This window comes from Chitiniphilus eburneus (assembly GCF_005048205.1).
Taxonomy (GTDB): Bacteria; Pseudomonadota; Gammaproteobacteria; order Burkholderiales; family Chitinibacteraceae; genus Chitiniphilus; species Chitiniphilus eburneus.
Genome location: NZ_SUMF01000003.1, coordinates 1 through 23,077 on the forward strand (window position 1 = coordinate 1; position 23,077 = coordinate 23,077).

A 23,077-nucleotide genomic window follows, 5' to 3' on the forward strand; every position below is an offset into this window, starting at 1 on the left:
TGACCCTGAAGCGTGGTAACTCCAGTCTCCCAGACCCGTTCGGGTGAACAACCTATTGAGACACAACACCTAGGGCGTGTCATCCAATGTTTCGCGGCAGCGCTGGGCCGAAAAAGCACCAGGCACCCGGCGCACGACGCAGGCAATAACGGGTTATTGGCAAGGAGTGCAACGCAGTGGATGGTGTTTTTTCGGCCCAGCCCTGCGGGTTCGGTGCATTTCGGGCGCCACGCGGCGTCGCCGGCCGCTTGCGGTATCCATACCGCCGCGCGTCCAGCTCCTTGCACGGCATCCCGAACTGCACCGAACGCTGTCGTGAAACATTGGATGACACGCCCTAGCGGCGGCCAATGAAAAAAGCCGGTACTGGACCGGCCTTTTCATCGATGCTGTGAGGGCATTCAGTCTTCGCGGCGCATCTGCGGGAACAGGATCACGTCGCGGATGCTGGGCGAATCGGTCAGCAGCATCACCAGCCGGTCGATGCCGATGCCGCAGCCACCGGTCGGGGGCAGGCCGTATTCCAGCGCGCGGATGTAGTCAGCGTCGAAATGCATCGCCTCGTCGTCGCCCTTGTCCTTCAGCGCTACCTGCGCCTGGAAGCGCGCGGCCTGGTCTTCGGGATCGTTCAGCTCCGAATAGCCGTTGGCGTGCTCACGGCCGACCATGAACAGTTCGAAACGTTCGGTGATGCCGGGGTTGGCGTCGTTGGCGCGCGCCAGCGGCGAGACTTCGGCCGGGTAATCGACGATGAAGGTCGGCTCCCACAGCTTTTCCTCGGTGGTCTCGTCGAACAGCGACAGTTGCAGGCCACCGATGCCATCGGTGAGCACGGGCTTGCCGCCCAGGCGGGCGATCTCGGCCTTGAGGAAGGCCCGGTCGTGCAGTTGCTCGTCGGTGTATTGCGGGTTGTAGTGCCTGATGGCGCCGGCGATGGTGAAGCGCGCGAACGGCTTGGACAGATCAACCGTCTTGCCCTGGTATTCGACCACGGTGTGACCGAGCACTTCCTTGGCGGCATAGCGGATCACCCCTTCGGTCATGTCCATCATGCGCTGGTAGTCGGCGTAGGCCTCGTAGAACTCCATCATGGTGAATTCGGGGTTGTGGCGCGTGCTCATCCCCTCATTGCGGAAATTGCGGTTCACCTCGAACACGCGCTCCATGCCGCCGACGACCAGCCGCTTCAGGTACAGCTCCGGCGCCACGCGCAGGTAGAGTGGCATGTCCAGCGCGTTGTGGTGCGTGATGAACGGTTTGGCCGTGGCGCCACCCGGGATCGGGTGCATCATCGGCGTTTCCACTTCCAGGTAGGCCTCGTTCACCATGTATTCGCGGATCTTCTGCACGATGCGCGAGCGCTTGATGAAGGTATCGCGGCTTTGCTCGTTGGTGATCAGATCGACATAGCGCTGGCGATACTTCTGCTCCTGGTCCGCCAAGCCATGGAATTTGTCCGGCAGCGGGCGCAGGCTCTTGGTGAGCAGGCGCAACTGCGTGACCTGTACCGACAGCTCGCCGGTCTTGGTCTTCATCAGCGTGCCGCGCGCGGCCACGATATCGCCCATGTCCCAGGTCTTGAACGAGGCGTAGACATCTTCGCCAACGGCGTCGCGGCTGATATAGAACTGGATGCGGCCCGAGCCGTCCTGCACCGTGGCAAAGCTGGCCTTGCCCATCACGCGCTTGAGCATCATGCGACCGGCGACGCTGACCTCGACCGCCAGCCCGTCCAGCGCTTCCTTTTCCTTCTCGCCGTACTTGGCATGCAGATCGGCGGCAAAGTGCTCGCGCTTGAAGTCGTTGGGAAAGGCCACGCCGGCTTCGCGTATCGCACCCAGCTTGGCGCGCCGCTCGGCCATGATCTGGTTTTCGTCTTGTTGCGGTTGTTGTTCTTCGGACATTCTTGAAACCTCAATTCTGGGAACACAGAGAAAGGCGGGAGGACACAGAGCACACGGAGAACATCAAAGTGACAGCCTGCGAATTCCGTTCTTCAGTAGTTTGCAGTTGAAATTGATCAACAAGCCGGTCTTGCAACCGGTCAGGCGTAAATAGGTAAGTAACCGGGCTTCGTGCAACGGCAGAAACTGTTCCACCGCTTTCATTTCGACTATCAGTTTTCGATTGACCCAGAAATCGAGCTTTGAAAGCGTTAGGGATATGGATGTTCTTGTCGTCGAGCGGCACAAAACACTGCCGTTCTGCCTTTAATCCCCGTAGTGCCAGCTCGTGCGCCAGACATTCTTCGCAAGTGCTTTCCAACAGGCCGGGACCGAGCGCCTTGTGGACCTCCAGCGCGGCACCGATCACGATCTCGCTCAGCATTTACTCTGTGCTCTCCGTGTGCTCGGTGCCCTCTGTGTCCACAGGCCTGGTAGTTACACGCCCTGTTTCAGGCTGGCCTCGATGAAGCCATCGAGGTCGCCGTCCATCACACCCTTGAGGTTGCCCACTTCATAGCCGGTGCGCAGGTCCTTGATACGGCTCTGGTCGAATACGTAGGAGCGGATCTGGTGGCCCCAGCCGATGTCCGACTTGCCCGCTTCCAGTTGCTGCTGCGCTTCCATGCGCTTGCGCAGTTCCAGCTCGTACAGCTTGGCGCGCAGCATCTGCCACGCTTCGTCGCGGTTGCGGTGCTGCGAGCGGTCGTTCTGGCATTGCACCACGATGTTGGTGGGAATGTGGGTCAGGCGCACGGCCGAGTCGGTCTTGTTGATGTGCTGGCCGCCAGCGCCGGATGCGCGATAGGTATCGGTGCGCACGTCGGCCGGGTTGATTTCGATTTCGAAGCTGTCGTCCACCTCGGGGTAGACGAATACCGAGCAGAACGAGGTGTGGCGGCGCGCGTTGGAGTCGAACGGCGATACGCGCACCAGGCGGTGCACGCCGGTTTCGGTGCGTAGGAAGCCATAGGCATATTCGCCGGAAAGCTTGATGGTGGCGCTGGTGATGCCGGCCACTTCGCCTTCGGATTCTTCCATTACCTCGACATTGAAGCCCTTGCGCTCGCCGTAGCGCACGTACATGCGCAGCAGCATGCCGGCCCAATCCTGCGCCTCGGTACCGCCTGCGCCGGACTGGATGTCGATGAAGCAGGCATTCGGGTCCATCGGGTTGCTGAACATGCGGCGGAATTCGAGCGTCGCGATCTTTTCTTCCAGCGCGTGGGCGTCGTCGTCGATGGCGGCGCAGGTGTCGAAGTCATCCTCGGCGCGCGCCATGTCGAACAGTTCGCGCGCGTCGGCGGCACCACCAGCCACTTCGTCCAGCACGACGACCACGTCTTCCAGCGCTTTGCGCTCGCGGCCGATTTCCTGGGCCTTTTTCTGGTCGTTCCACAGCTCGGGGTCTTCGGACAGACGAACCACTTCCTCCAGGCGGTCGCGCTTGGTGGGGTAGTCGAGGTAACGCTTGAGTTCCTCGGCGCGGCTGGCGAGGTCGTCGAGGTGAGCGGCGATCTGGTTGAGCTGTTCGGCTTCCATTGGGGCTTGGGGTGATTTCGCGAAACCCGGAAGTATATCAGGGAAGTGGCCCGACCATTCGTTGCCGCGGGCGACGATGGTCGGGGCGCCGGGATGGGTTCCGGCGCCCCCGGACGATCAATGCTCGCCGGTCATCCGTGAGCGCAGTTCGCGCAATGCCGCCGAGATCATCGCCAGATCGGGCGCACTGTCGCGTAGCTCGGCCACGATGGCGCGCCATTGCGTCACCGATTGCATCGCACCCTCGCGCCAAGCGTCCAGTCGCGCGTCGATGGCGCCCTGGCCGGTCTGCCACGCCGCCTGTGCCAGTTGCACGTGCAGGCGCAGCAGATCGTCGCGCGCGGCGATCCGGGCCAGCGCTTGCCAGCGGTTGTCGCGCGGCAGACGCTCGATGGCCTGGGCCAGCCAGTCGAATTCGAGCTGCATGCCCAGCGCGAGATACAGCTTCATCCGTTCGGCCAGCGTGCCGGTGTCCGTGGTGCCGCGCGCCAGCGCCAGGAACGGCATGGCGTGATCGATGGCCAGCGCGCGACCGACCAGCTCGGCGGGGATGCCCGCCCCCAGCCAGTTTTCGCGCCGTTCCAACGCCACACCTTGCTGCATCAGCCATTCCGGCAAGTGTGTCAGGCTGAGCGCGGCGCAGGTGCGCAGGTGGCTCAGCGCGGCGGCGTCGGGCGCGCTTTGCAATAGCCAGCGCGCTACCCGTTCGGTCTGGCGCCGCGCACCGAGCAACACGCCATACACGTCGCCGGCCGGTACGCCCTGGGCGATCAGGCGCTCGGCGCGCCGTGCCAGCGTTTCGGTCTCCAGTAGCGATTCCGCCTCGTGCAGCCCGGCCACGACCTGCGCGGCGTCGCAGCCGGTTTCCTCCGCCAGCCGGAACACGCAGGTGATGCCATAGCGGTTGATCACGTGGTTGGTCAGCAGGGTGGCGACGATTTCGCGCCGTAGCGGGTGCTCGGCAAGGCGCGGACCGAACCGCTCGGCCAGCGTGGCAGGGAAGCCTTCCCGCAGCAGGTCGTTCCAGCGCGGCTCGTCCACCAGTCCGGATGCCAGCAACAGTTGCTTGAGCACGATCTTGGCATAGGCGAACAGCACCGACAGTTCGGGACGGCTGAGGCCCTGGCCCGCCTGGATACGTTCCTGGCTCTGGCTGTCCGAGGGCAGGTATTCCAGCCGGCGCGACAGTTTGCCCTGGCGTTCCAGTGTCTGCATCAGCCGCAGGTGGACCGGCAGCAGTGACGCGGTCTGCTCGGCTTCGAGCGAGATCGCCAGGGTTTGCAGTTCGTTGTCGCGCAGGACCAGCGCGCCGACTTCATCGGTCATCTCGCCCAGCAGTGCGTTGCGCTGCTTTTCGGTCAGATCGCCCGCCGCGACGATGCGGTTGAGCAGGATCTTGATGTTCACCTCGCGGTCGGAGCAATCCACGCCTGCCGAGTTGTCGATGGCGTCGGTGAAGATGCGCCCGCCTGCCTGCGCGTATTCGATACGGCCGGGCTGGGTGAAGCCCAGGTTGCCGCCTTCGGCCACTACCTTGCTGCGCAGGTCGCGCCCATCCACTCGTACCGCGTCGTTGCCGCGATCGTTGGCTTCGGCCTGTGTCTGACCCGAGGCCTTCACATAGGTACCGATGCCGCCGTTGTACAACAGGTCTACCGGGGCCTTGAGCAATGCCTGGATCAGTTGCGCCGGCTCCATCTGTTCGGCGTCCACGCCGAGTAGCGCGCGAACCTGCGACGACAGCGGAATGCTGCGCGCGCTGCGCGGCCATACGCCGCCGCCCTCGGAGATCAGGGTGCTGTCATAGTCGGCCCAGGATGAGCGCGGCAACTGGAACAGGCGCTGGCGTTCGTCGAAGGCGCGTGCGGGATCGGGGTCGGGATCGATAAAGACATGACGGTGATCGAACGCCGCCACCAGCTTCACCGCGCGCGAGCGCAGCAGGCCGTTGCCGAACACGTCGCCCGACATGTCGCCGATGCCGACCACGGTGATCGGCTGGGTGGCGACGTCGATGCCCATTTCGCGGAAGTGCCGCTCGACGGAGATCCACGCGCCGCGCGCCGTGATGCCCATCTTTTTGTGGTCGTAGCCATTGGCGCCACCGCTGGCGAAGGCATCGTCCAGCCAGAAGCCATAGTCGCGCGAGACGCCGTTGGCGATGTCGGAGAACGTGGCGGTGCCCTTGTCGGCGGCGACCACCAGGTAGGGATCGTCCTCGTCCAGCCGGCGGACCGCCGGCGGCGGCACGATCCTGCCGCCGGCCAGATTGTCGGTCAGGTCGAGCAGGCCGCCGATGAAAGTCTTGTAGCAGGCCACGCCCTTGGCCATCAGTGCTTCGCGCTCGGTGGGCGGGTGCTTGAGCACGAAGCCGCCCTTGGAGCCGCCCGGCACGATCACGGTGTTCTTGACGATCTGCGCCTTCACCAGCCCCAGGACTTCGGTGCGGAAATCGTCGCGACGGTCGGACCAGCGCAGGCCGCCACGCGCCACCTTGCCGCTGCGCAGGTGCACGCCTTCCATCTCCGGCGAGTAGACGAATATTTCGTAGAGCGGCACCGGTTGCGGCATGCGCGGTATCTGCCCCGGCGACAGCTTGAACGACAGGTAGGACTTGGGCTCGCCGCGTGCGTCCCGCTGGAAGTAGTTGGTCCGCAGCGTTGCCAGGATGGCGTGGCGATAGGCGGAGAGGATCTTCTCCTCGTCCACGCTGGCGAGCTGGTCGGTTTCCTGCGCCAGTTGCGCCGCCAGCGCCCTGGCTGCGTCCTGGTCGCCATGGCCAGGGTCGAGTTGCAGCATGAACAGCCGCACCAGCGCCGTGGCGTGCGATGCATGGGCGAGCAGGATATCGACCAGGGTATCGGTATCGAAGACCAGCCCGATCTGCCTGAGATAGCGGGCGTAGGCGCGCAACAGCAGCGCTTCGCGCCAGGCCAGGCCGGCGGCGGGCACCAGCCGGTTGAACGCATCATTCTCGCAGCGGCCGTCGAAGAGGGCGATGAACGCTTCGACGAAACGCTGGCGCGCCTCGGGCTTTTCGAGCATGGCGGGCGCCGGCAGGCGCAGGCCGACATCGACGATCCACGCAGTGCTGCCATCGTCGAAGCACAGGCCGTAGGGGCGTTCGTCGAGCACGCGCACGCCCAGGTTTTCCAGCAGCGGCAAGCTGTCGGACAATTCGACGGCGCTGGCGCGATACAGCTTGAGGCGCCATTGCCGGGTATCGGCATGGCTGGCGGCGATCAGCCGCGCGCCGGTGCGTTCACTGCCGATTACGTCCTCCAGGCTGTCGATGTCGTGCACCGCCACCCGCGCCGGGTAATCGCCGGCGTAGGCCGTGGGAAACGCGCGCTGATAACGCTGGAAGCGTGCGGCACCGGTTTCCTCGCCAGCATGCTGGCGTAGCTGGGCGCGCAGTTCGTCCTGCCAACGCTGTGCGATCTCGGCGATCTCGGCTTCGATGCGCGCCGCGTCGTATTCGGGATAGCGGCCGTGCGGGATGCGCACGATGAAATGGATGCGCGCCAGCGGGCTATCCGACATGGTGACATTGAATTCGACGCTGTCGCCCCCGAGCCGCTCCAGCAGCAACCGGTGCACCCGCATCCGCACATCGGTGTTGTAGTTGTCGCGAGGCAGGTAAAGCATCACCGACACATGGCGGCGATAGATGTCGTCGCGGAAAAAGGTGCGAACGCGGCTGCGTTCATGCAGCGACACGACGCCCTGGGCGATGCGCGAGAGTTCTTCCGCGCCGATTTCCAGCAGTTCCTCGCGCGGGTAGGTGTCGAGCACATTGAGCAAGGTCTTGCCGCGATGGCCGCCACTGGTCACATCGGCCAGTTTCATCGCCTGGTCGATCTTGCGGCGCAGGATGGGCAACTGGCGCGGCGGGGTGGTGTAGGCGTTGGCGGTGTACAGGCCGAGCAGGCGTTGTTCGCCAGTCACGACGCCGGCATCGTCGATGCGCTTGATGCACACCATGTCCAGGTAGACCGGGCGATGCACCACCGAGCGTGTATCGCCCTTGGTCAGGATCAACAGCTGGTGGTTGTTGTAGGCGATATCGCGCAGTGCGGGGGTCAGCGAGGCGAAGGTGCGCGACGGCCCGCCCGCGCCGCTGTCGCGCAGCAGGCCCAGGCCGGAGTCGGGCACGATCATCAGTTGCGTGCCGAACTCGGTGTCCTCGAAGCAATATTCGCGGCAGCCGAGGAACACGAACTGGCCATCCAGCAACCATTGCAGGAAGGCGATGCTTTCTTCCAGCTCGTCGGTGGCCAGTGGTGGCGGCGAATGCCGCAGCAGATCCATGGTGCGCTCAAGCTGGCCGATCATTGCCGGCCAGTCGGTGACCGCCGTTTCCAGGGCGGTGAGCGCGTGGGCGATCTCGTCGTGCAACGTCCGCAGCGCGGCGGGATCGGAGGCGCGATCCACCTCGAAGCGCATCCACGATTCGGCCGGGGCGCCATCGGCCAGGCCCTGCCATTGGCCATCGGCCGAACGCAGGGTGCGCAGTACCGGATGCAGGACCAGGTGGACGTTGTAGCCCAGCCGGGCCAGCGCCATGCCCACCGTATCGACCAGGAACGGCATGTCGTCCAGCACCAGCTCGACCACCGTGTGGCTCGACTCCCAGCCATGCTCGGGCAGGCTGGGGTTATAGACCCGTAGCAGGATTTCCCCCCGCGCCCGCCGCGCGCCGAAGCGGTGGTGGGCGAACGCCGCACCCAGCCAGTCCTCCACCGGGCGAGAGGCGAAGTCCTCGCTGGAAAGATTGGGGTGATAGGCAGCGAGAAAATGACGCAGTGCTTCATCCGCCGGGGCGGCGGCGACCAGATCGGCGAGATCCTGCCGGGCAATCAGATAACTCATGAGCTCCAGGGTCCTTGTGGGCACGAGATGAGCGCCGTGCCCGAACCGGAGCACGGCCCTGGAACCAATCTATACGCCAGGGCACGGCTTGCCACCGGGGTTTTCCTCAATGACGCAAGATGTGCTGACCATGCATGGTGCAAATGGATGGGGCCATGAGCGGGAGGGGAGATGGATGGCCGTATCCGGGTGGCTTTCAAGCCTTACATGACAAGAGGATTTTTTCTGAAGGGTTCGATACGGCGGCGACGATCGTGTAAGTTTTACAGGTGCCATGCCAAGTGGCTGAAATGCAAGGGTTATACAAGGCCCGGCACAAGCCATTCGGACTAAATTCTGTCTGTGTTTGTCAAATATTGACGAATATGATGTAGGGATGAAAAACCCGCTTGTCCGCCCGACAGACGCACGCTTTTACCGTATGGTGAGCAGGGGGTTGAAATATTATCCCGTGCTAATATTCACTCGGACAGTTTAGAGGCCCAACACCTCCTGGAGAATTCAATGAACCAGGCCAAGATCCCGCAGCCACCCGGCCGGGCGTCGTCGAGCGCCACGCTGGAGGCTTGCCGTGACATGGCGCTCAAGCTGCTTTCCGATTCGCTCGACGGATACTTCGCCGAGCTGGAGGAAAAGTTCTTCACGCTCGCTGAAAGCACTCCGGACCGGGATTTGCGCGACGTGTATTTCGCAGCCCGCGTCGAAATCAAATTGAAGAAGGGCGAAATCGTCAACGCCTTTCGCCAGCAATTCATCGAAGCCTTCAACCAGCGTCTGAAGGGTGAGCAGAGTTCGAGCGGTTTCTTCCAGGTCGTGGTCGGTCCGGGCGAGTTGTCGCTGGTCGCCAACGACGATTACGAAGAAAGCCTGACCGCCAGCCACGTGGCCAACACCCTCAAGCAAAAGGGCGGCGACACCTTGTCGCAGCTGGAGCAACGCCTGGCGGCGCTGCTGCCCAAGAGCGAAGACGGCACCCCGGGCAACCTGCTCAGCCCTGAAATGATCTGCCAGGCGTTCCTGGGGGCATGCCGCCATCTCGACAGCGGATTGAGCGCGCGGCTGGTGGCGCTGAAGTCGTTCGAATCGGCGTTGTCCGACCGGGTGGCCAGCGTCTACCAGAGCGTCAATCAATACCTGATCCAGCAGAACGTCCAGCCGGTGGCGCCACGCGGTATCGTCCGTCGTCCGCCGTCTGCGGGCGGGGCTGGTGGTGGCATGGCGCAGGGCATGCCGCCGCAACAGGGCGATGCGGGCGTCGGTGCCGGTTATCCGCAAGGCTTCGGTGGTGGCATGCCCGGTGTCGGCGCGGTGGGCGGCGGCTATGTCGGCGGCCCGGCGCAAGGGGGCGGTTATACGATCTCGGCCGATCTGGCCAACCATTTCATGCGTCTCGCGGCAGGCGAGGCGGAAGGGCGCGGCACCAGCCTGCGGCCAGAGTGGTTTTCCTTCCTGGATAACCTCCAGCACGACCCACCCGGCGCGACGCGCCATGGCGGCGATCGCCCGGAGAACCTGCTGGCATTGCTGCGCAGCACGCGCTGGGCCGGTGAGCTGAACCGGATCGACACCATGACCTTCGATCTGGTGTCGATGCTATTCGACCGCCTGTTCGAAGATCCGCACCTGGCCAATGTCGCCAAGGGCTTGCTGGCACGGTTGCAGATTCCGGTGCTGAAGGTGGCGCTGCTCGACACCGATTTCTTCGCCAAGAAGCAACATCCGGCGCGTCGTGTCGTCGATCTGCTGGAACACGCATTCCAGGACCGCGAGGGCGAGCCGTCCGCGAACGACCCGGAAATGGCGATGTTCCACGACGCCGTGAGCTGGATCGTCGATCACTTCGAAGACGATCTGGGCGCATTCGACATTGCCCTGGGGAAGATCGAAAGCTATTACGCCGATCTCGAGGCCGGCGCCGAGGCCAGGACGCAGGATGCCGCGCAGGATCTGATCCTGCACGAAGTCCGCGAGCTTTCCACCACGACCGCTGGTGCGCTGGTCGATCAACGCCTGGAACGCGATCCCGATGCGCCCGAGCTGGTGCGCAGCTTCCTGTCCGATTGGTGGCGCGGCGCGCTTGCCGCGGTCTACGGGCCGGAAGGCGAGCAAGGCGCGGATTTCGCCAAATACACTCGCGTGATGGACGAATTGTTGTGGAGCCTTCGGCCCAAGCGCACCCCGGAGGAACGGCTGCAACTGGTCAACATGCTGCCGCCGATGCTGAAGGTGCTGGAGCAGGGGGCCAAGCGCGCCGAAATGCCGCTGGATGCATCGCGCGCCTTCTTTGCACAACTGGTGCAATGCCATGCGATGGCGATCCGTTCCGGGTTGCGCGCCGCGGCGACCGAAGCCGCATCCGCCGCATCGACGGCGCAGGAGCCCATGGCGCCTCGCCCTCAGGTGGTGGCCGCGGGCGCCATCGTGGTGGCGCGTGCACAACCGGCTCAGCCGGATGTTGCGCCAGAACCGGTGGCCGAAACCGTGGTGCCTGCTGCGGCGGTGGTACTGCCCACGACGCCGGCGCAGGTGCGGGAACGTCATGTGCTGGAGCGCGGTGACTGGATCACCTGGGAAAACGACGACAATCGCAGCGTGCGCTTGCGCCTGTCCTGGGTCAGTCCGCAGGGAACGCGTTACTTGTTCACCAATCGGCAAGGCGAGAACGGCCTTACCGTCACCCGCGCCGAGCTGGAAAAACATATCGAAAGCGGTCGCCTGCGGGTGCTGGCCAACGAAGACAGCGCCACCGAGCGCGCCTTCAACCAATTGCGGGAGCAACTGGGTGCCTGAAAAAGATTAACTTGTTGCACGCAAGCTCAAGGGGCGCCACTGGCGCCCCTTTTTTTACTCTCGCCAGCGAAAACCGCCTGGCCATCCGGCGTGACGATGTGCAACCCACGCACCGCACGCTTTGTATTCCGCGAGCGGGGAGCCCGATCAATGGCCTTCAGCGTGCTTCGTGTTGCCGCGCCGGGGCCGTTTCGCGGATTTCGTGGCGGCGCCGGTTTGGCCGGCGCGGAGAGGCGCGAGGCCTCTCCAGTCACTGGATCAGATACCGCGCAGCAGCTCGTTGATCCCGACCTTGCCACGGGTCTTGGCATCGACCTTCTTCACGATCACGGCGCAGTAGAGGCTGTAGCTGCCATCCTTGGACGGCAGGTTGCCCGAGACCACCACCGAGCCTGCCGGGATGCGGCCATAGGTCACTTCGCCGGTTTCGCGATCATAGATCTTGGTGCTCTGGCCGATGTACACGCCCATCGAGATCACCGAGCCTTCCTCGACGACCACGCCTTCCACCACTTCGGAACGGGCGCCGACGAAGCAGTTGTCTTCGATGATGGTCGGGCCGGCCTGCAACGGCTCCAGCACGCCGCCGATGCCGACGCCACCGGAGAGGTGCACGTTCTTGCCGATCTGCGCGCAACTGCCGACGGTGGCCCAGGTATCGACCATGGTGCCTTCGTCCACGTAGGCGCCGATGTTCACGTAGGAAGGCATCAGCACCACGTTCTTGGCGATGAAGCTGCCCTTGCGTGCCACGGCGTTGGGTACCACACGGAAGCCGCCGGCGCGGAAATCGGCCTCGGTGTAGTCGGCGAACTTGCTCGGCACCTTGTCGAAATACTGCGTGCAGCCACCATTCATGGGCACGTTGTCGTTGATGCGGAACGACAGCAGCACGGCTTTTTTCAGCCACTGGTGGGTATGCCAAGCGCCATCGATTTTCTCGGCCACGCGCAACGCGCCGCGATCCAGCCCGGTGATGACTTCGTTGATCGCATCGCGCAGTTCGGCGGAGACGGAGGCCGGGGTGATGTCGGCGCGGTTTTCAAAAGCGGTTTCGATGACGGATTGCAGATTGCTCATGGCGTTTCCCGTTGCTTGATGGAAGAGTTCTCAGGGTTCAAAGGTGCTGGCAGAAGCGGGCAATGCGGTGGGCCGCCTCGACGCAGTCGGCCAGCGGCGCGACCAGGGCGATGCGCACATAGCCGCTGCCCGGGTTCACGCCGTGCGCGGCCCGCGCCAGATAGCTGCCCGGCAGCACGGTGACGTGCGCCTCGGCATAAAGCCGGCGGGCGAATTCGGTATCGTCGATGGGCGTTTTGGCCCACAGGTAGAACGCGGCGTCGGGGGCGGTCACATCCAGCACCGATGCCAGGATCGGCGTCACGGCGTCGAACTTGGCCGCGTATTGCCGGCGATTGTCCTCGACGTGGGTTTCGTCGCCCCACGCCAGTGCGCTGGCCGCTTGCACGGTCGGGCTCATGGCGCAGCCGTGGTAGGTGCGGTACAGCAGGAATTTCTCCAGCACGCGGGCATCGCCGGCGACGAAGCCCGAGCGCAGGCCGGGCACGTTGGAACGCTTGGACAACGACGAGAACATCACGATGTTGTGCAGGCCGCGCCCCAGCTTGACCGACGCTTCCAGGCCACCCAGCGGTGGCTCGCCCGCATAGATTTCGGAATAGCACTCGTCGCTGGCAATCACGAAGCCATGGCGATCGGAAAGCGCAAACAGTTTTTGCCAGTCTTCCAGCGACGCCACGGCGCCGGTGGGGTTGCCCGGCGAGCAGACGTAGACCAACTGCGTGCGGGCCCAGACGTCCTCGGGTACCGCATCCCAGTCGGGCTGAAAGCGGTTCGCGCCGACGCAATTGACGTAATAGGGCTCCGCGCCCGCCAGCAGCGCCGCGCCCTCGTAGATCTGATAGAACGGGTTCGGTGACAGTACCACCGGTGTGACCGGGCCGCTGGTGTCGATCACGGCCTGGGCAAAGGCGAACAACGCTTCGCGGCTGCCGTTCACCGGCACGACTTCGCGCACGGCATCCGGTGTCGGGATGCCATAGCGGCGGCCGATCCAGTTGGCGATGGCGCCGCGCAGGGCATCCGAGCCCGCCGTGGCGGGATAGGCCGACAGGCCATCCAGGTTGGCGATCAGCGCGTCCTTGACCAGTTGCGGCGCTGGGTGCTTGGGTTCGCCGATAGAGAGGTTGACGTGCGGCAACGCGGGGTTGGGCGTGAGCCCGGCGAACAGTTCGCGCAGTTTCTGAAAAGGATAGGGCTGAAGCAGCTCAAGGCGCGGCGACATGGCGGGGCGGCATCGGGGAAAACGGCAATTATAGCCGTGCCGCCATGTGTCGGTAACCCGCATCTGGTGGGCGTCTGCGTGACGACCGGCCGGAGGCGGCGCATTCAGCGGCTGCGGGACGGGGCGACGCGTGGCATGGCCGGGGCCATGCCACATCGCGTCATTCGCTGACCAGGGGCGCGAAATACTGCTTCAGCTTGGCAACCTTGGGTGCGGCAACCAGTTGGCAATAGGGCTGGTCGCCATGCTGGTTGAAATAATTCTGGTGGTAATCCTCGGCCGGGTGGAACGGCGGCGCGGCCTGTAGCTCGGTGATGATGGGCGAGGCATGGCTGGGCGCGAGGTCGGCGATTCGGGCGCGTGCCACGGCTTCCTGCGCCGGGCCATGGAAAAAGATCGCGGAGCGGTATTGCGTGCCGACGTCGTTGCCTTGCCGATTGGGGGTGGTCGGGTCGTGAATCGCGAAGAATACGTCGAGCAGCGTTTCATAGCTGACCACCTGCGGGTCGAAGGTGATCCGCACCGCTTCGGCGTGGCCCGTGCGGCCGTCGCAGACGCTGCGGTAATCCGGGTGTGCCGTATGGCCGCCGATATAGCCCGACACCACCTGCTGTACACCGCGCACGCGCTGGAATACTGCCTCCAGGCACCAGAAGCAGCCGCCGGCCAGGGTCGCGATTTCTTCCTTCATCATCATCTCCAGGTGGGTTCCAACTGCCCAGATGGGGGCGGATGCCGGCTATTCATCCTGCGTCGGCCAAACGGCGGGTTGCTTCGCGCCGAAAGGGGCGGTTCTGATGGCGACGTACCCCGGAGCCGGCAGTTGGCCGACGTTCGACAGGCTGCGCAATCCCGGTGTGCCACGCTGGGAAAATCAGCGTTCGCGCCAGCCTTTCAGCAATGCCAGTACCGCGCCGCTGCCGCCATCGACGGCACGCGCCTGGGCGAAGGCCAGCACTTCGTCGCGTTGCGCCAGCCAGTTTTTCAACTTGAGCTTCAGCACCGGCTCCTTGTTGCGCGAGCCCAGGCCCTTGCCGTGGACGATGCGCACGCAGCGCTGGTTATGGACGCGGCAACGATGCAGGAACTCCGCCACCGCGAGGCGGCCGGTATCGACGGTGTGGCCATGCAGGTCCAGCTCGGCCTGGACCACCCATTCGCCGCGCCGCAGCCGCTTCAGCGTGTCGAGTTTCATGCCGGGGCGCAGGTAGAGCAGTTCCTCGCCGCTTTCCAGTTCATCCCAGGGCCAGAAATCGCTCATCGCCTCGGCCATCACCCGCGCCTCGTCGTGCCAGCGCTGCAAGGGCCACGGGCTGGGGCGGCGGGGCGGGTGGACCACGCGGTCGTAGGCGACGGGGCGCGCACCGGCCACGGCCTGCATGAACAGCTCGTGATCGCTGGGCGGCGGCGGTGGCGTGGGTGCCGGAGCGGGCGCGTGCCGGATCGCCGCCAGCTTCTTGCGCAACCGCTTCAGGATATCTTTTGCTTCGCCTTCCATGCCCCTCTCCCTTCCGGGCGGAAGGTTAGCATGGGTGCGGACGACGTCGGCGTTCAGCTCAGCAGGCGCGGCCAGTACACGCGCACGGTGAGCCCGCCGCCTAGCGTATCGCCCAGGACGACGCGGCCCTGATGCTGCCCGGCGATCTCGGCGACGATGGCCAGCCCCAGTCCGCTGCCTTCCCCGCGCGCCGTGGAGCCGCGATGGAAACGCTGGAAGACCAGTTCGCGCTCGCTCGCCGGAATGCCAGGGCCATTGTCGCGAACGATCAGCACCGCCTGGCCACCCAGGCTGGCGGTGCCGAGGGCGAGGGTACAGCCGGAGCCCGCATAGCGGATGGCGTTGTCGATCAGGTTGCCGATCAGCTCCTGCAACAGTTGCGGGTTGCCGAGAAAGCGCACCGGCACGACATCCTGGAGTGCCAGATCGACGCGGCGGCGATGGGTCACCGGTGCCCATTCCAGCGCGCACTGACGCACCGCTTCGGCCAGATCGAGCGCCACGACGGGCAGCGCGTTGCCGCGCTCGTTTTCCAGCCGCGCCAGCGCCAGCAGTTGCGCCACCCCGCGCGAGGCATCCTCCAGCGAGCAGCGCATGGTGGTCAGGCGCTGGCGCATGCCGGCCAGCTCCGGTTCCCGTTCGGCCAGTTCCACTTGTGCCCGCAGCACCGCGAGCGGGGTCTTGAGCTGGTGGGCCGCGTCAGCGAAAAAACGCCGGTGCGTGGCCAGCATGCGCCGCAGGCGCGCCACGTACTGGTTCAGTGCGCGGACCAGCGGCGCCAGTTCGCTGGGCCGCCCAGGCGTGCGGAACGGCGCCAGGTCGTCCTCGCGACGCGCGCTCACCTCGGCCGACAGCGCGCGCAGCGGTTGCAGGCCGCGATGCAGCGCGGCCAGCACGATGGCGATGACGAGCAGCCCCAGCAGTGCCTGGCGCCACACTGTCTTGACCAGCATGTGCCGGGCGAAGGCCCGGCGCATTTCGCCGCTTTCGCCGACCAGCACCGAGATGACCCGCGTCTGGGCCGAGGCCACGTCATGCACCGGCTGGCGCAGCGCGATCAGGCGGATGGTTTCGCCCTGGTACGCCGCGTCGTAATAGACCGGCCGGTAGAACACCGGCACCGCATCGGGTGGCGGCAGATCGCGATAACCAGTGAGATGGCGGCCGGAGGCATCGTCCACGCGGTAGAACACGCGGACCGATGCGGCGCCTTCCAGGCTTTCCAGCGACAGATTGGGCAGGTCCACGTTGAGCTTGCCGTGGCGAATCCGCGTGCCGTCGGCGATCGATTTGGCCGAGGTGAACAGCGTGCGGTCGAATGCGGCATGCGCCGCCTGCAACGAATGATGGTAGGTCAGCACGGCGTCGACCACCAGAACCAGCAGCAATGGCAGCAGCAGCGAGACGGTGAGCTGCCAGCGCAGGGTGCCGCGCGTCTTCATTGCGGAGAACAGGGTTCGAGCATGTAGCCCAGGCCGCGCAGGGTGACCACGGAGATTTCGTCACTGGTGAGCTTGCGGCGCAGGCGGTGGACGTACAGTTCGATGGCCTCCGCGCTGCCGCTGCCGGTCATGCCGAACAACTGGTCGATCAGCGTTTCCTTGGCGACCGCGCGGCCGGCGCGCAGGACCAGGATTTCCAGCACGGAATGTTCGCGCGGCGTGAGCGCCAGCATCCGCCCGTGCAGGGTGAAGCGGCGGGCCACGCTGTCATAGGTCAGCGGGCCACAGGAGAACCTCGCCTGTTCCAGGCCGTTGCTGCGACGGATCAACGCGCGAACGCGTGCTTCCAGCTCCGCCAGTTCGAACGGCTTGCCCAGGAAATCGTCGGCGCCCAGGTCCAGCCCGCGAACCCGGTCTTCCAGGGTGCCGTGGGCGGTCAGGATCAGCACGGGTACGCGACCGCGCCGGTTGCGCAATCGCCGCAGCACTTCCCAGCCATCCAGGCGCGGCAGGGCCAGGTCGAGTACCACCAGTGCGTAATCGTGGGTGTGCAGCACGTTGTCCGCTGCCGCGCCATCGAGCACCGCGTCCACTTCGAAGCCGGCCTGGTGCAAGGCGGTGCAGAGCGAAGCGGAAAGCTGGGCATTATCTTCGACAAGCAGGATGCGCATGGCCTGTCCATGAGGCGTTCCAGATGTGCGGAGCATGGTGCTGTGACGCGTGTCGATGCCAGCACCTTTTGTCTGCGCCAGATGGTAATGAAATTGAAAGGAAACTGTTGGCTTTTACGTTTAGGCTGCCGCGAAAAACGTGAAGGTGGATGCGCTCTCGCAAATCAAACGGGAGTTCTCATGCAAGGCTGGCATCGCAGTGGTCTGGTGCTTCTGGGATGCGCGGCGCTGATCGTCCTGGTTTCACGGCTCCATCACACGCCGCACAAGCGCCTGGCTGCGCTGGCACGCTCCGAGGGCACGCTGGTTGTCTATTCGGTCACCGACAGCGCCGTGGCGCGGCCGCTGATCGACGCCTTCGAAGCGCGGTATGGCACCCGGGTGGATTATCGCGAGATGAACAGCATGGCGCTGCATCGGCGCTTTCTCGATGATGCGCGCCGCAACGCGCCGGTTGCCGATGTGCTGTGGAGTTCGGCGATGGACCTTCAGGTAAAGCTGGCCAATGACGGCCATGCGGCGACCCATCTGCCGCCGGACGCGCCGCAATTGCCGCCCTGGATGGGTTATCAGCAGCAGGTATGGATCACGTCTTTCGAACCCGTCGTCTTCGCCTATAACCGACGGCTGCTGCCGGCGCGTGATGTACCACACACCCGGATGGCGTTGCGGCGCCTGCTGCAAAGGCAGCCGGCGCGGTTCCACGGCAGGGTGGCCAGCTACGACATCGAACGCTCGGCGGTGGGCTTCAACCTGTTGAGCCAGGATGTGCGCGTGGGGCGCGACGAAGCATGGCGCCTTCAACGCGCGCTGGCCGATGTCCGGCCCAGCCTGCATGCGTCGTCGGCCGCCATGCTGGACGAACTCGCCAGCGGCAGGACGCTGCTGGCCTACAACGTGATCGGCTCTTACGCGGCCACGCGCGCTGCGCGCGACCCCCAGGTCGGCTTCATCCACCCGCGCGATTACACGCTGGTGCTGGGCAGGCTGGCGTTGATCCCTCGTAACGCGCCCCATCCCCACGCGGCCCGCCTCTGGCTCGATTTCATGCTGTCCGAAGCCGGGCAACGTCTGCTTGCCCGGGCGCCGGGTACCTATTCGGTGCGCAGCTTCGACGGCCAGGTACGCGATTTCGATGCCTTGAGCGAGTTGCTGGGCAATGGCTTCGAGCCGATCTTTCCTGCGCGCGGGCTGCTCATCTATCTGGACGACGTCAAAAGAAAAACCTTGCTGGCACGCTGGCGCACGCTGTTCGCTAGGGCATCTGACTGAGCAATTCAGGATGTGCGGTATCAACTGGGGGGTGAGCGCGTCTCTGTTGTTGGCTGGCTGACAGCCTTGCTTTGGATACTGGTCGATAGCTGCCGGCGGCCCATGGCCCGCACGACGGTATCGACACCTATCTGGAGAGCATCGGCATGAAAAAGCTATTTGAAGGCGCCCAGCGCTTTCGCACCCACACCCATCCTTATCGCCACCAGTTGTTCCGCACGCTGGCCCAGGGGCAGCAGCCGGAAGTGCTGTTCATCACCTGCTCGGATTCGCGCATCGATCCCAACCTGCTGACCCATACCGAGCCGGGCGACCTGTTCGTATTGCGCAATGCGGGGAACATCGTGCCGCCGCACGGCAGTGGCGGTTGCGGTGAACAGGCCACCATCGATTACGCGGTGATGGCGCTGGGCGTGGCGCATATCGTGGTGTGCGGGCACACCGATTGCGGCGCGATGAAAGCGCTGTTCGATCCGGCCAGCCTGGAGGGCCTGCCGACGGTGGGGCGCTGGCTGGCCTATGCCGAGGCCACGCGTTCGGTGGTGCACTGCATGTGTCATGAACTACCCGCCACCGAGCAACTGGAGGAGGCGGTGCGCCAGAACGTGCGCGTCCAGCTCAACCACTTGCGCACCATTCCCTCGGTCAATGCGCGACTGGCGCAGGGCCGGTTGCAACTGCACGGCTGGGTTTACGACATTGCCCGGGGCGACGTGCTGGTGCTGGATGAAGCGAGCGGGTTGTTTTCGTCGCTGGCGTCGCTGGAACTGGAAACGGCCTGAACGGGGTGCCCGACATGAAAAATACGATAGAAGCCGCATTGCCGGCCGACGACCTTGCCGGCCTGAGCGCGGCGGGACGTGGCCACTGGCTGGAGAACCTGCTGGGCTGGCGGCGCCACGCCGCCGCCGACCTGCTGGCGTCGGTGGTGGTGTTCCTGGTGGCGCTGCCGTTATGCATGGGGATCGCCATCGCATCGGGCGTGCCACCCGCGCTGGGCATCATCACCGGCATCGTCGGCGGGCTGGTGGTCGGCTTTTTTGCCGGTTCGCCGCTGCTGGTCAGTGGCCCGGCCGCTGGCCTGGCGGTGATCAACTGGGAACTGGTGCAACGGCATGGCCTGATCGCGCTCGGCCCGGTAGTGCTGATGGCGGGGTTGTTGCAGATGGCGGCCGGCTCGTTCCGCCTGGGCCAGTGGTTCCGCGCCGTATCGCCGGCGGTGATCCACGGCATGCTGGCGGGCATCGGCGTATCGATCGTCGGCGCCCAGCTTTTCATCATGCTGGATCTCAAGCCGGTGGGAAACGGCCTGGCCAATCTGCTGCATTTTCCCGATGCACTGGTCGCGATGGGGGCCGACCTGGCGGCACCGCGCGCTTCCGGTTCGGCGCATCTGGCGGGATTGGTGGGCCTGGTCACCATCGGCCTGATGCTGGCGTGGGGCAAGTACGCACCGGCTTCGATGCGGCTGGTGCCGGCGCCGCTGGTTGCGGTGGTGGGCGGCGCCTTGCTGGCGATGGCGCTGAACCTGCCTATCCGCTACGTCGATGTGCCGTCCAACCTGCTCGAAGGCGTGCAGCTCACCACCATCGATTCGCTGCGCGGTGCGTTCGACGGAACGCTGTTGATGGCGGCGGTGGCCATTGCCTTCATTGCCAGTGCGGAGACGCTGCTGTCGGCCGTGGCGGTGGACAAGCTGCACAATGGGCCGCGTACGCGCTATTCGCGGGAATTGTTCGCCCAGGGGGTCGGCAACACCTTGTGCGGCCTGCTGGGCGCGTTGCCCATGACCGGGGTGATCGCCCGATCCAGCGCCAACGTCCAGGCCGGCGCCCGCTCGCGGGGCTCCACCATCCTGCATGGTGGCTGGTTGCTGCTGTTCGTTTCGCTGCTGCCGTTCGTGTTGCGGCAGGTACCGGTGGCCAGCCTGGCGGCGGTGCTGGTGGTGATCGGCTGCAAGCTGATCAACCCGCGCGACATCGTGAAGCTGGCGCATTTCGGCAAGATCGAGCTGGGCATCTACCTGATCACCCTGGCGGCCATCGTCGCCAGCGACCTGCTGGACGGGGTGATGCTGGGGATCGGGCTGGCGTTCGCCAAGCTGCTTTACGACCTGCTGCACCTCGAAACCACGCTGTTGACGGCGACGCCACAGCGCAGCGCGATGCTGACCCTGAAAGGGACCGCGACCTTTGTCCGCCTGCCCAAGCTGGCGGCAGCGCTGGAGAAGGTGCCGCACGACGTGACGCTGCACGTGAACATCCGCGACCTGAGCTACATCGATCCGGCCTGCCTGGAACTGCTGGAGGATTGGGGCGAGCGGCATCGAGCCACCGGCGGCACGGTGGTGCTCGAATGGGAAACCCTGGTAGCCAAGTACCGGCGGCGCGACCGCCATACCCGGCAGGCTGTCGAGCCCGCGGGCGGCTGAGCGGGGCGCGGCCCGCCGCCGCGACAACGATTGATCGTTACTGGCGCGGCGTGGTCCGCGCCTTTTTTATCTGCGCAGCGCCTGGGCCAGCCGCAGCAGCACGACGCCGAGCAGCGCGCCCAGCGCATTGGCCAGCATGTCGCGCAGATCGAAACTGCGGTAGGGCACGAAATACTGTGCACACTCCACGGCCACACCCATCAGCGTCGCGCCCAGCCAGGCGCGCCACATCCGCGACGGAAACGCCGCCAGTGCCAGTGCGGCCAGCACGCCGTAGCCCAGGAAATGCTGGATCTTGTCACCGTTGTCCACCGGTGGCGCGGATAGCGGTATCAGCGAGCCGACCCAGATGGCGGTGGCCCAGAGCAATAGCAACGTCAGCGCGAAACGGCGGGGAAACAGGTAGGGCATTGGAGCTGGAAGGGAAATGACGGCACACGAAAAAGCCGGAAGGCGGCTTGCTTCAAAGCGATGCAACAGCAGAAAAGACTCATCGATGATTGCAGATGCCCCCTGAGCGAAGCGAAGCCCCCTCGCTGCGGCGAGGGCGGGGGGAGTGGGATCGATCAGGAAGCGCCGTTGCTAGCATGCCAGAAATGACTCGCACCTGGTTTTACCAGGGGCTTGCATTCGGTAGCCTGGGGGGGACGCAAACAGAGAAACCAAGGCGCGGCGGCGAGGGCGGGGGGAGTGGAGTCGATTAAGGGAGGGCCGACCTGGCAAACCAGCCCTGATGAGCCCCCGGCTTGGCCGGGGGCTTGCTTCATCTGATCGACTACGGTTGTCTGCAAGCCCCCTAGGCCCTCAGCGGAGCGATTCCAGATAACGATCCGCATCCAGCGCGGCCTGGCAGCCGGAAGCGGCCGACGTCACGGCCTGGCGATAGATGTGATCCTGCACGTCGCCGGCGGCGAATACGCCCGGTACGCTGGTGGCGGTGGCGTTCCCCTCGCGGCCGCCCTGCGTGATGATGTAACCGGTCTGGTCCATCTCCAACTGGCCACGGAAGATGTCGGTGTTCGGCTTGTGGCCGATGGCGATGAACACGCCGGCCAGTTGCAGTTCGCTGGTGCTGCCGTCCACGGCGGACTTCAGTCGCGCGCCGGTCACGCCGGTGGCGTCGCCCAGCACTTCGTCCAGCGTCTGCTTCAGTGCCAGCGAAATCTTGCCTTCGGCCACGCGCTCCATCAGGTGATCGACCAGGATCTTCTCGGCACGGAACGTATCGCGGCGATGCACCAGCGTCACGTGTTCGGCGATATTGGCCAGGTACAGCGCTTCTTCCACTGCGGTGTTGCCGCCACCGATCACGGCCACCTTCTGGCCGCGATAGAAGAAGCCGTCGCAGGTCGCGCAGGCGGACACGCCCTTGCCGGCGAAGGCTTCCTCGGACGGCAGGCCCAGGTACTGCGCCGATGCGCCGGTGGCAATGACCAGCGCGTCGCAGGTGTATTCGCCGGCGTCACCGATCAGCTTCTTCACCGGGCCATTCAGTTCCACGGTGTGGATGTGGTCGAAGATCATCTCGGTGCCGAAGCGCTCGGCATGCTTCTGGAAACGGGCCATCAGTTCCGGGCCTTGCACGCCATCCGCATCGGCCGGCCAGTTGTCCACCTCGGTGGTCGTCATCAACTGTCCGCCCTGCGCCAGGCCGGTGACCAGCACGGGCTTGAGATTGGCGCGCGCGGCGTAGACGGCGGCGGTGTAGCCAGCGGGGCCGGAGCCGAGAATCAACAGGCGGGAATGCTTGGTGGCCATGGAAGGTGTCCTTTAGAAGCAATGCGCAAAGGCGCATAGTGTAAAACGTTGGTTATCGAGTTATCCAATCGGAAAAGGCTATCGGCGCGATTGGCGCAAGGCGGGGCGGCCGCCCGGAAGGACGGCGCATCGCTACCGGGCCCGAAGATCAGCCCTTGAGCCACACCACGCTGCGTATCCCCGCCCAGGTCAGGGCGAGTGAGCCGGCGACGTGTGCGACGATGCCGCCAATCGCCCAGAGCGGCTGTTGGCGCAGGGCCAGCGTGGTGATCTCGGCTGAGAAGGTGGAGAACGTGGTCAGCCCGCCGAGAAAGCCGGTGGTGACGAACAGGCGCATTTCGGGCGAGACGGTCTGCCACAGGCTGAATGCGCCCAGCGCGATGCCCATCAGGTAGCCGCCGATCCAGTTCGCGGTCAGCGTGCCCAGCGGCAGCGACGGTACGATGGGATTCATCAGGACCGACAGGCCCCAGCGTGCCCAGGCGCCGAGGGCGGCGCCGAGACCGATCAACAGGAAGGCGAGGGGATTCATGGCCGCGTGACACGTGACAAG

Annotated in this window: 17 protein-coding genes; 4 read left to right on the forward strand and 13 right to left on the reverse strand. The window is 65.1% G+C overall.

Annotation, left to right across the window (positions count from 1 at the left end):
- Positions 1–401: 401 nt before the first annotated feature.
- The 4 genes from lysS to FAZ21_RS04965 form a co-directional block, all read right to left on the reverse strand.
- Positions 402–1,904 (reverse strand): lysine--tRNA ligase, encoded by a 1,503-nt coding sequence (gene lysS / locus FAZ21_RS04950; RefSeq protein ID WP_136772178.1) that lies wholly within the window; start codon positions 1,902–1,904, stop codon positions 402–404.
- Positions 1,905–1,914: 10 nt separating this feature from the next.
- Positions 1,915–2,328 carry a GxxExxY protein gene (locus tag FAZ21_RS21330; RefSeq protein WP_246038490.1) on the reverse strand — a complete coding sequence of 138 codons (414 nt, stop codon included), beginning with the start codon at positions 2,326–2,328 and terminating at the stop codon, positions 1,915–1,917.
- Positions 2,329–2,381: 53 nt separating this feature from the next.
- Entirely contained in the window at positions 2,382–3,485 is a 1,104-nt protein-coding gene (gene prfB, locus FAZ21_RS04960) for a peptide chain release factor 2 (RefSeq protein WP_136772179.1), read from the reverse strand.
- Positions 3,486–3,602: 117 nt separating this feature from the next.
- Complete coding sequence (locus tag FAZ21_RS04965) at positions 3,603–8,357, reverse strand: NAD-glutamate dehydrogenase (RefSeq protein WP_136772180.1); 4,755 nt, start codon at positions 8,355–8,357, stop codon at positions 3,603–3,605.
- 504 nt (positions 8,358–8,861) lie between these two features.
- Between FAZ21_RS04965 and FAZ21_RS04970 the strand changes: the two genes are divergently transcribed.
- Positions 8,862–11,147, forward strand: coding sequence for a DUF1631 family protein (locus FAZ21_RS04970; RefSeq protein ID WP_136772181.1), 2,286 nt, complete (start codon positions 8,862–8,864; stop codon positions 11,145–11,147).
- A 258-nt stretch (positions 11,148–11,405) separates the two neighbouring features.
- Here the strand turns inward: FAZ21_RS04970 and dapD are convergent, their stop codons facing one another.
- From dapD to FAZ21_RS05000, 6 genes are all read right to left on the reverse strand, one after another.
- A complete protein-coding gene (gene dapD, locus FAZ21_RS04975; protein ID WP_136772182.1) occupies positions 11,406–12,227 on the reverse strand; it encodes a 2,3,4,5-tetrahydropyridine-2,6-dicarboxylate N-succinyltransferase in 822 nt (273 codons plus the stop codon).
- A gap of 37 nt (positions 12,228–12,264) precedes the next feature.
- Positions 12,265–13,452, reverse strand: a complete 1,188-nt coding sequence (dapC, locus tag FAZ21_RS04980; RefSeq protein ID WP_136772183.1) for a succinyldiaminopimelate transaminase — start codon at positions 13,450–13,452, stop codon at positions 12,265–12,267.
- A gap of 160 nt (positions 13,453–13,612) precedes the next feature.
- The gene (gene msrA / locus FAZ21_RS04985) at positions 13,613–14,143 is read right to left on the reverse strand and encodes a peptide-methionine (S)-S-oxide reductase MsrA (protein ID WP_211243375.1); all 531 of its coding nucleotides are present in this window, start codon (positions 14,141–14,143) and stop codon (positions 13,613–13,615) included.
- Positions 14,144–14,326: 183 nt separating this feature from the next.
- A complete protein-coding gene (locus tag FAZ21_RS04990; RefSeq protein ID WP_211243376.1) occupies positions 14,327–14,950 on the reverse strand; it encodes a Smr/MutS family protein in 624 nt (207 codons plus the stop codon).
- A gap of 53 nt (positions 14,951–15,003) precedes the next feature.
- Complete coding sequence (locus FAZ21_RS04995; protein WP_136772185.1) at positions 15,004–16,392, reverse strand: sensor histidine kinase; 1,389 nt, start codon at positions 16,390–16,392, stop codon at positions 15,004–15,006.
- Positions 16,389–17,063 (reverse strand): response regulator, encoded by a 675-nt coding sequence (locus tag FAZ21_RS05000; RefSeq protein WP_136772186.1) that lies wholly within the window; start codon positions 17,061–17,063, stop codon positions 16,389–16,391. The genes FAZ21_RS04995 and FAZ21_RS05000 overlap by 4 nt, the downstream gene beginning before the upstream one ends.
- A gap of 180 nt (positions 17,064–17,243) precedes the next feature.
- On the opposite strand from FAZ21_RS05000, the gene FAZ21_RS05005 reads away from it, so the two are divergent.
- The 3 genes from FAZ21_RS05005 to FAZ21_RS05015 all read left to right on the forward strand — a co-directional run bounded on the left by FAZ21_RS05005 (position 17,244) and on the right by FAZ21_RS05015 (position 20,766).
- Positions 17,244–18,335 carry an ABC transporter substrate-binding protein gene (locus FAZ21_RS05005; RefSeq protein ID WP_169307256.1) on the forward strand — a complete coding sequence of 364 codons (1,092 nt, stop codon included), beginning with the start codon at positions 17,244–17,246 and terminating at the stop codon, positions 18,333–18,335.
- Positions 18,336–18,481: 146 nt separating this feature from the next.
- A complete protein-coding gene (locus FAZ21_RS05010) occupies positions 18,482–19,117 on the forward strand; it encodes a carbonic anhydrase (RefSeq protein WP_136772188.1) in 636 nt (211 codons plus the stop codon).
- Between the two features lie 14 nt (positions 19,118–19,131).
- Positions 19,132–20,766, forward strand: coding sequence for a SulP family inorganic anion transporter (locus tag FAZ21_RS05015; RefSeq protein WP_136772189.1), 1,635 nt, complete (start codon positions 19,132–19,134; stop codon positions 20,764–20,766).
- Positions 20,767–20,832: 66 nt separating this feature from the next.
- Here the strand turns inward: FAZ21_RS05015 and FAZ21_RS05020 are convergent, their stop codons facing one another.
- The 3 genes from FAZ21_RS05020 to crcB form a co-directional block, all read right to left on the reverse strand.
- Positions 20,833–21,177 carry a VanZ family protein gene (locus FAZ21_RS05020; RefSeq protein ID WP_136772190.1) on the reverse strand — a complete coding sequence of 115 codons (345 nt, stop codon included), beginning with the start codon at positions 21,175–21,177 and terminating at the stop codon, positions 20,833–20,835.
- A 393-nt stretch (positions 21,178–21,570) separates the two neighbouring features.
- A complete protein-coding gene (gene trxB, locus FAZ21_RS05025; protein WP_136772191.1) occupies positions 21,571–22,524 on the reverse strand; it encodes a thioredoxin-disulfide reductase in 954 nt (317 codons plus the stop codon).
- A gap of 148 nt (positions 22,525–22,672) precedes the next feature.
- Positions 22,673–23,056 carry a fluoride efflux transporter CrcB gene (gene crcB / locus FAZ21_RS05030; RefSeq protein WP_136772192.1) on the reverse strand — a complete coding sequence of 128 codons (384 nt, stop codon included), beginning with the start codon at positions 23,054–23,056 and terminating at the stop codon, positions 22,673–22,675.
- Between the last annotated feature and the right edge of the window lie 21 nt (positions 23,057–23,077).

Bases quoted from the DNA above. Each gene is read 5' to 3' on its own strand.
- lysS (WP_136772178.1), bottom strand. From the start codon at position 1,904: ATGTCCGAAGAACAACAACCGCAACAAGACGAAAACCAGATCATGGCC.
- FAZ21_RS21330 (WP_246038490.1), bottom strand. From the start codon at position 2,328: ATGCTGAGCGAGATCGTGATCGGTGCCGCGCTGGAGGTCCACAAGGCG.
- prfB (WP_136772179.1), bottom strand. From the start codon at position 3,485: ATGGAAGCCGAACAGCTCAACCAGATCGCCGCTCACCTCGACGACCTC.
- FAZ21_RS04965 (WP_136772180.1), bottom strand. From the start codon at position 8,357: ATGAGTTATCTGATTGCCCGGCAGGATCTCGCCGATCTGGTCGCCGCC.
- FAZ21_RS04970 (WP_136772181.1), top strand. From the start codon at position 8,862: ATGAACCAGGCCAAGATCCCGCAGCCACCCGGCCGGGCGTCGTCGAGC.
- dapD (WP_136772182.1), bottom strand. From the start codon at position 12,227: ATGAGCAATCTGCAATCCGTCATCGAAACCGCTTTTGAAAACCGCGCC.
- dapC (WP_136772183.1), bottom strand. From the start codon at position 13,452: ATGTCGCCGCGCCTTGAGCTGCTTCAGCCCTATCCTTTTCAGAAACTG.
- msrA (WP_211243375.1), bottom strand. From the start codon at position 14,143: ATGAAGGAAGAAATCGCGACCCTGGCCGGCGGCTGCTTCTGGTGCCTG.
- FAZ21_RS04990 (WP_211243376.1), bottom strand. From the start codon at position 14,950: ATGGAAGGCGAAGCAAAAGATATCCTGAAGCGGTTGCGCAAGAAGCTG.
- FAZ21_RS04995 (WP_136772185.1), bottom strand. From the start codon at position 16,392: ATGAAGACGCGCGGCACCCTGCGCTGGCAGCTCACCGTCTCGCTGCTG.
- FAZ21_RS05000 (WP_136772186.1), bottom strand. From the start codon at position 17,063: ATGCGCATCCTGCTTGTCGAAGATAATGCCCAGCTTTCCGCTTCGCTC.
- FAZ21_RS05005 (WP_169307256.1), top strand. From the start codon at position 17,244: ATGCAAGGCTGGCATCGCAGTGGTCTGGTGCTTCTGGGATGCGCGGCG.
- FAZ21_RS05010 (WP_136772188.1), top strand. From the start codon at position 18,482: ATGAAAAAGCTATTTGAAGGCGCCCAGCGCTTTCGCACCCACACCCAT.
- FAZ21_RS05015 (WP_136772189.1), top strand. From the start codon at position 19,132: ATGAAAAATACGATAGAAGCCGCATTGCCGGCCGACGACCTTGCCGGC.
- FAZ21_RS05020 (WP_136772190.1), bottom strand. From the start codon at position 21,177: ATGCCCTACCTGTTTCCCCGCCGTTTCGCGCTGACGTTGCTATTGCTC.
- trxB (WP_136772191.1), bottom strand. From the start codon at position 22,524: ATGGCCACCAAGCATTCCCGCCTGTTGATTCTCGGCTCCGGCCCCGCT.
- crcB (WP_136772192.1), bottom strand. From the start codon at position 23,056: ATGAATCCCCTCGCCTTCCTGTTGATCGGTCTCGGCGCCGCCCTCGGC.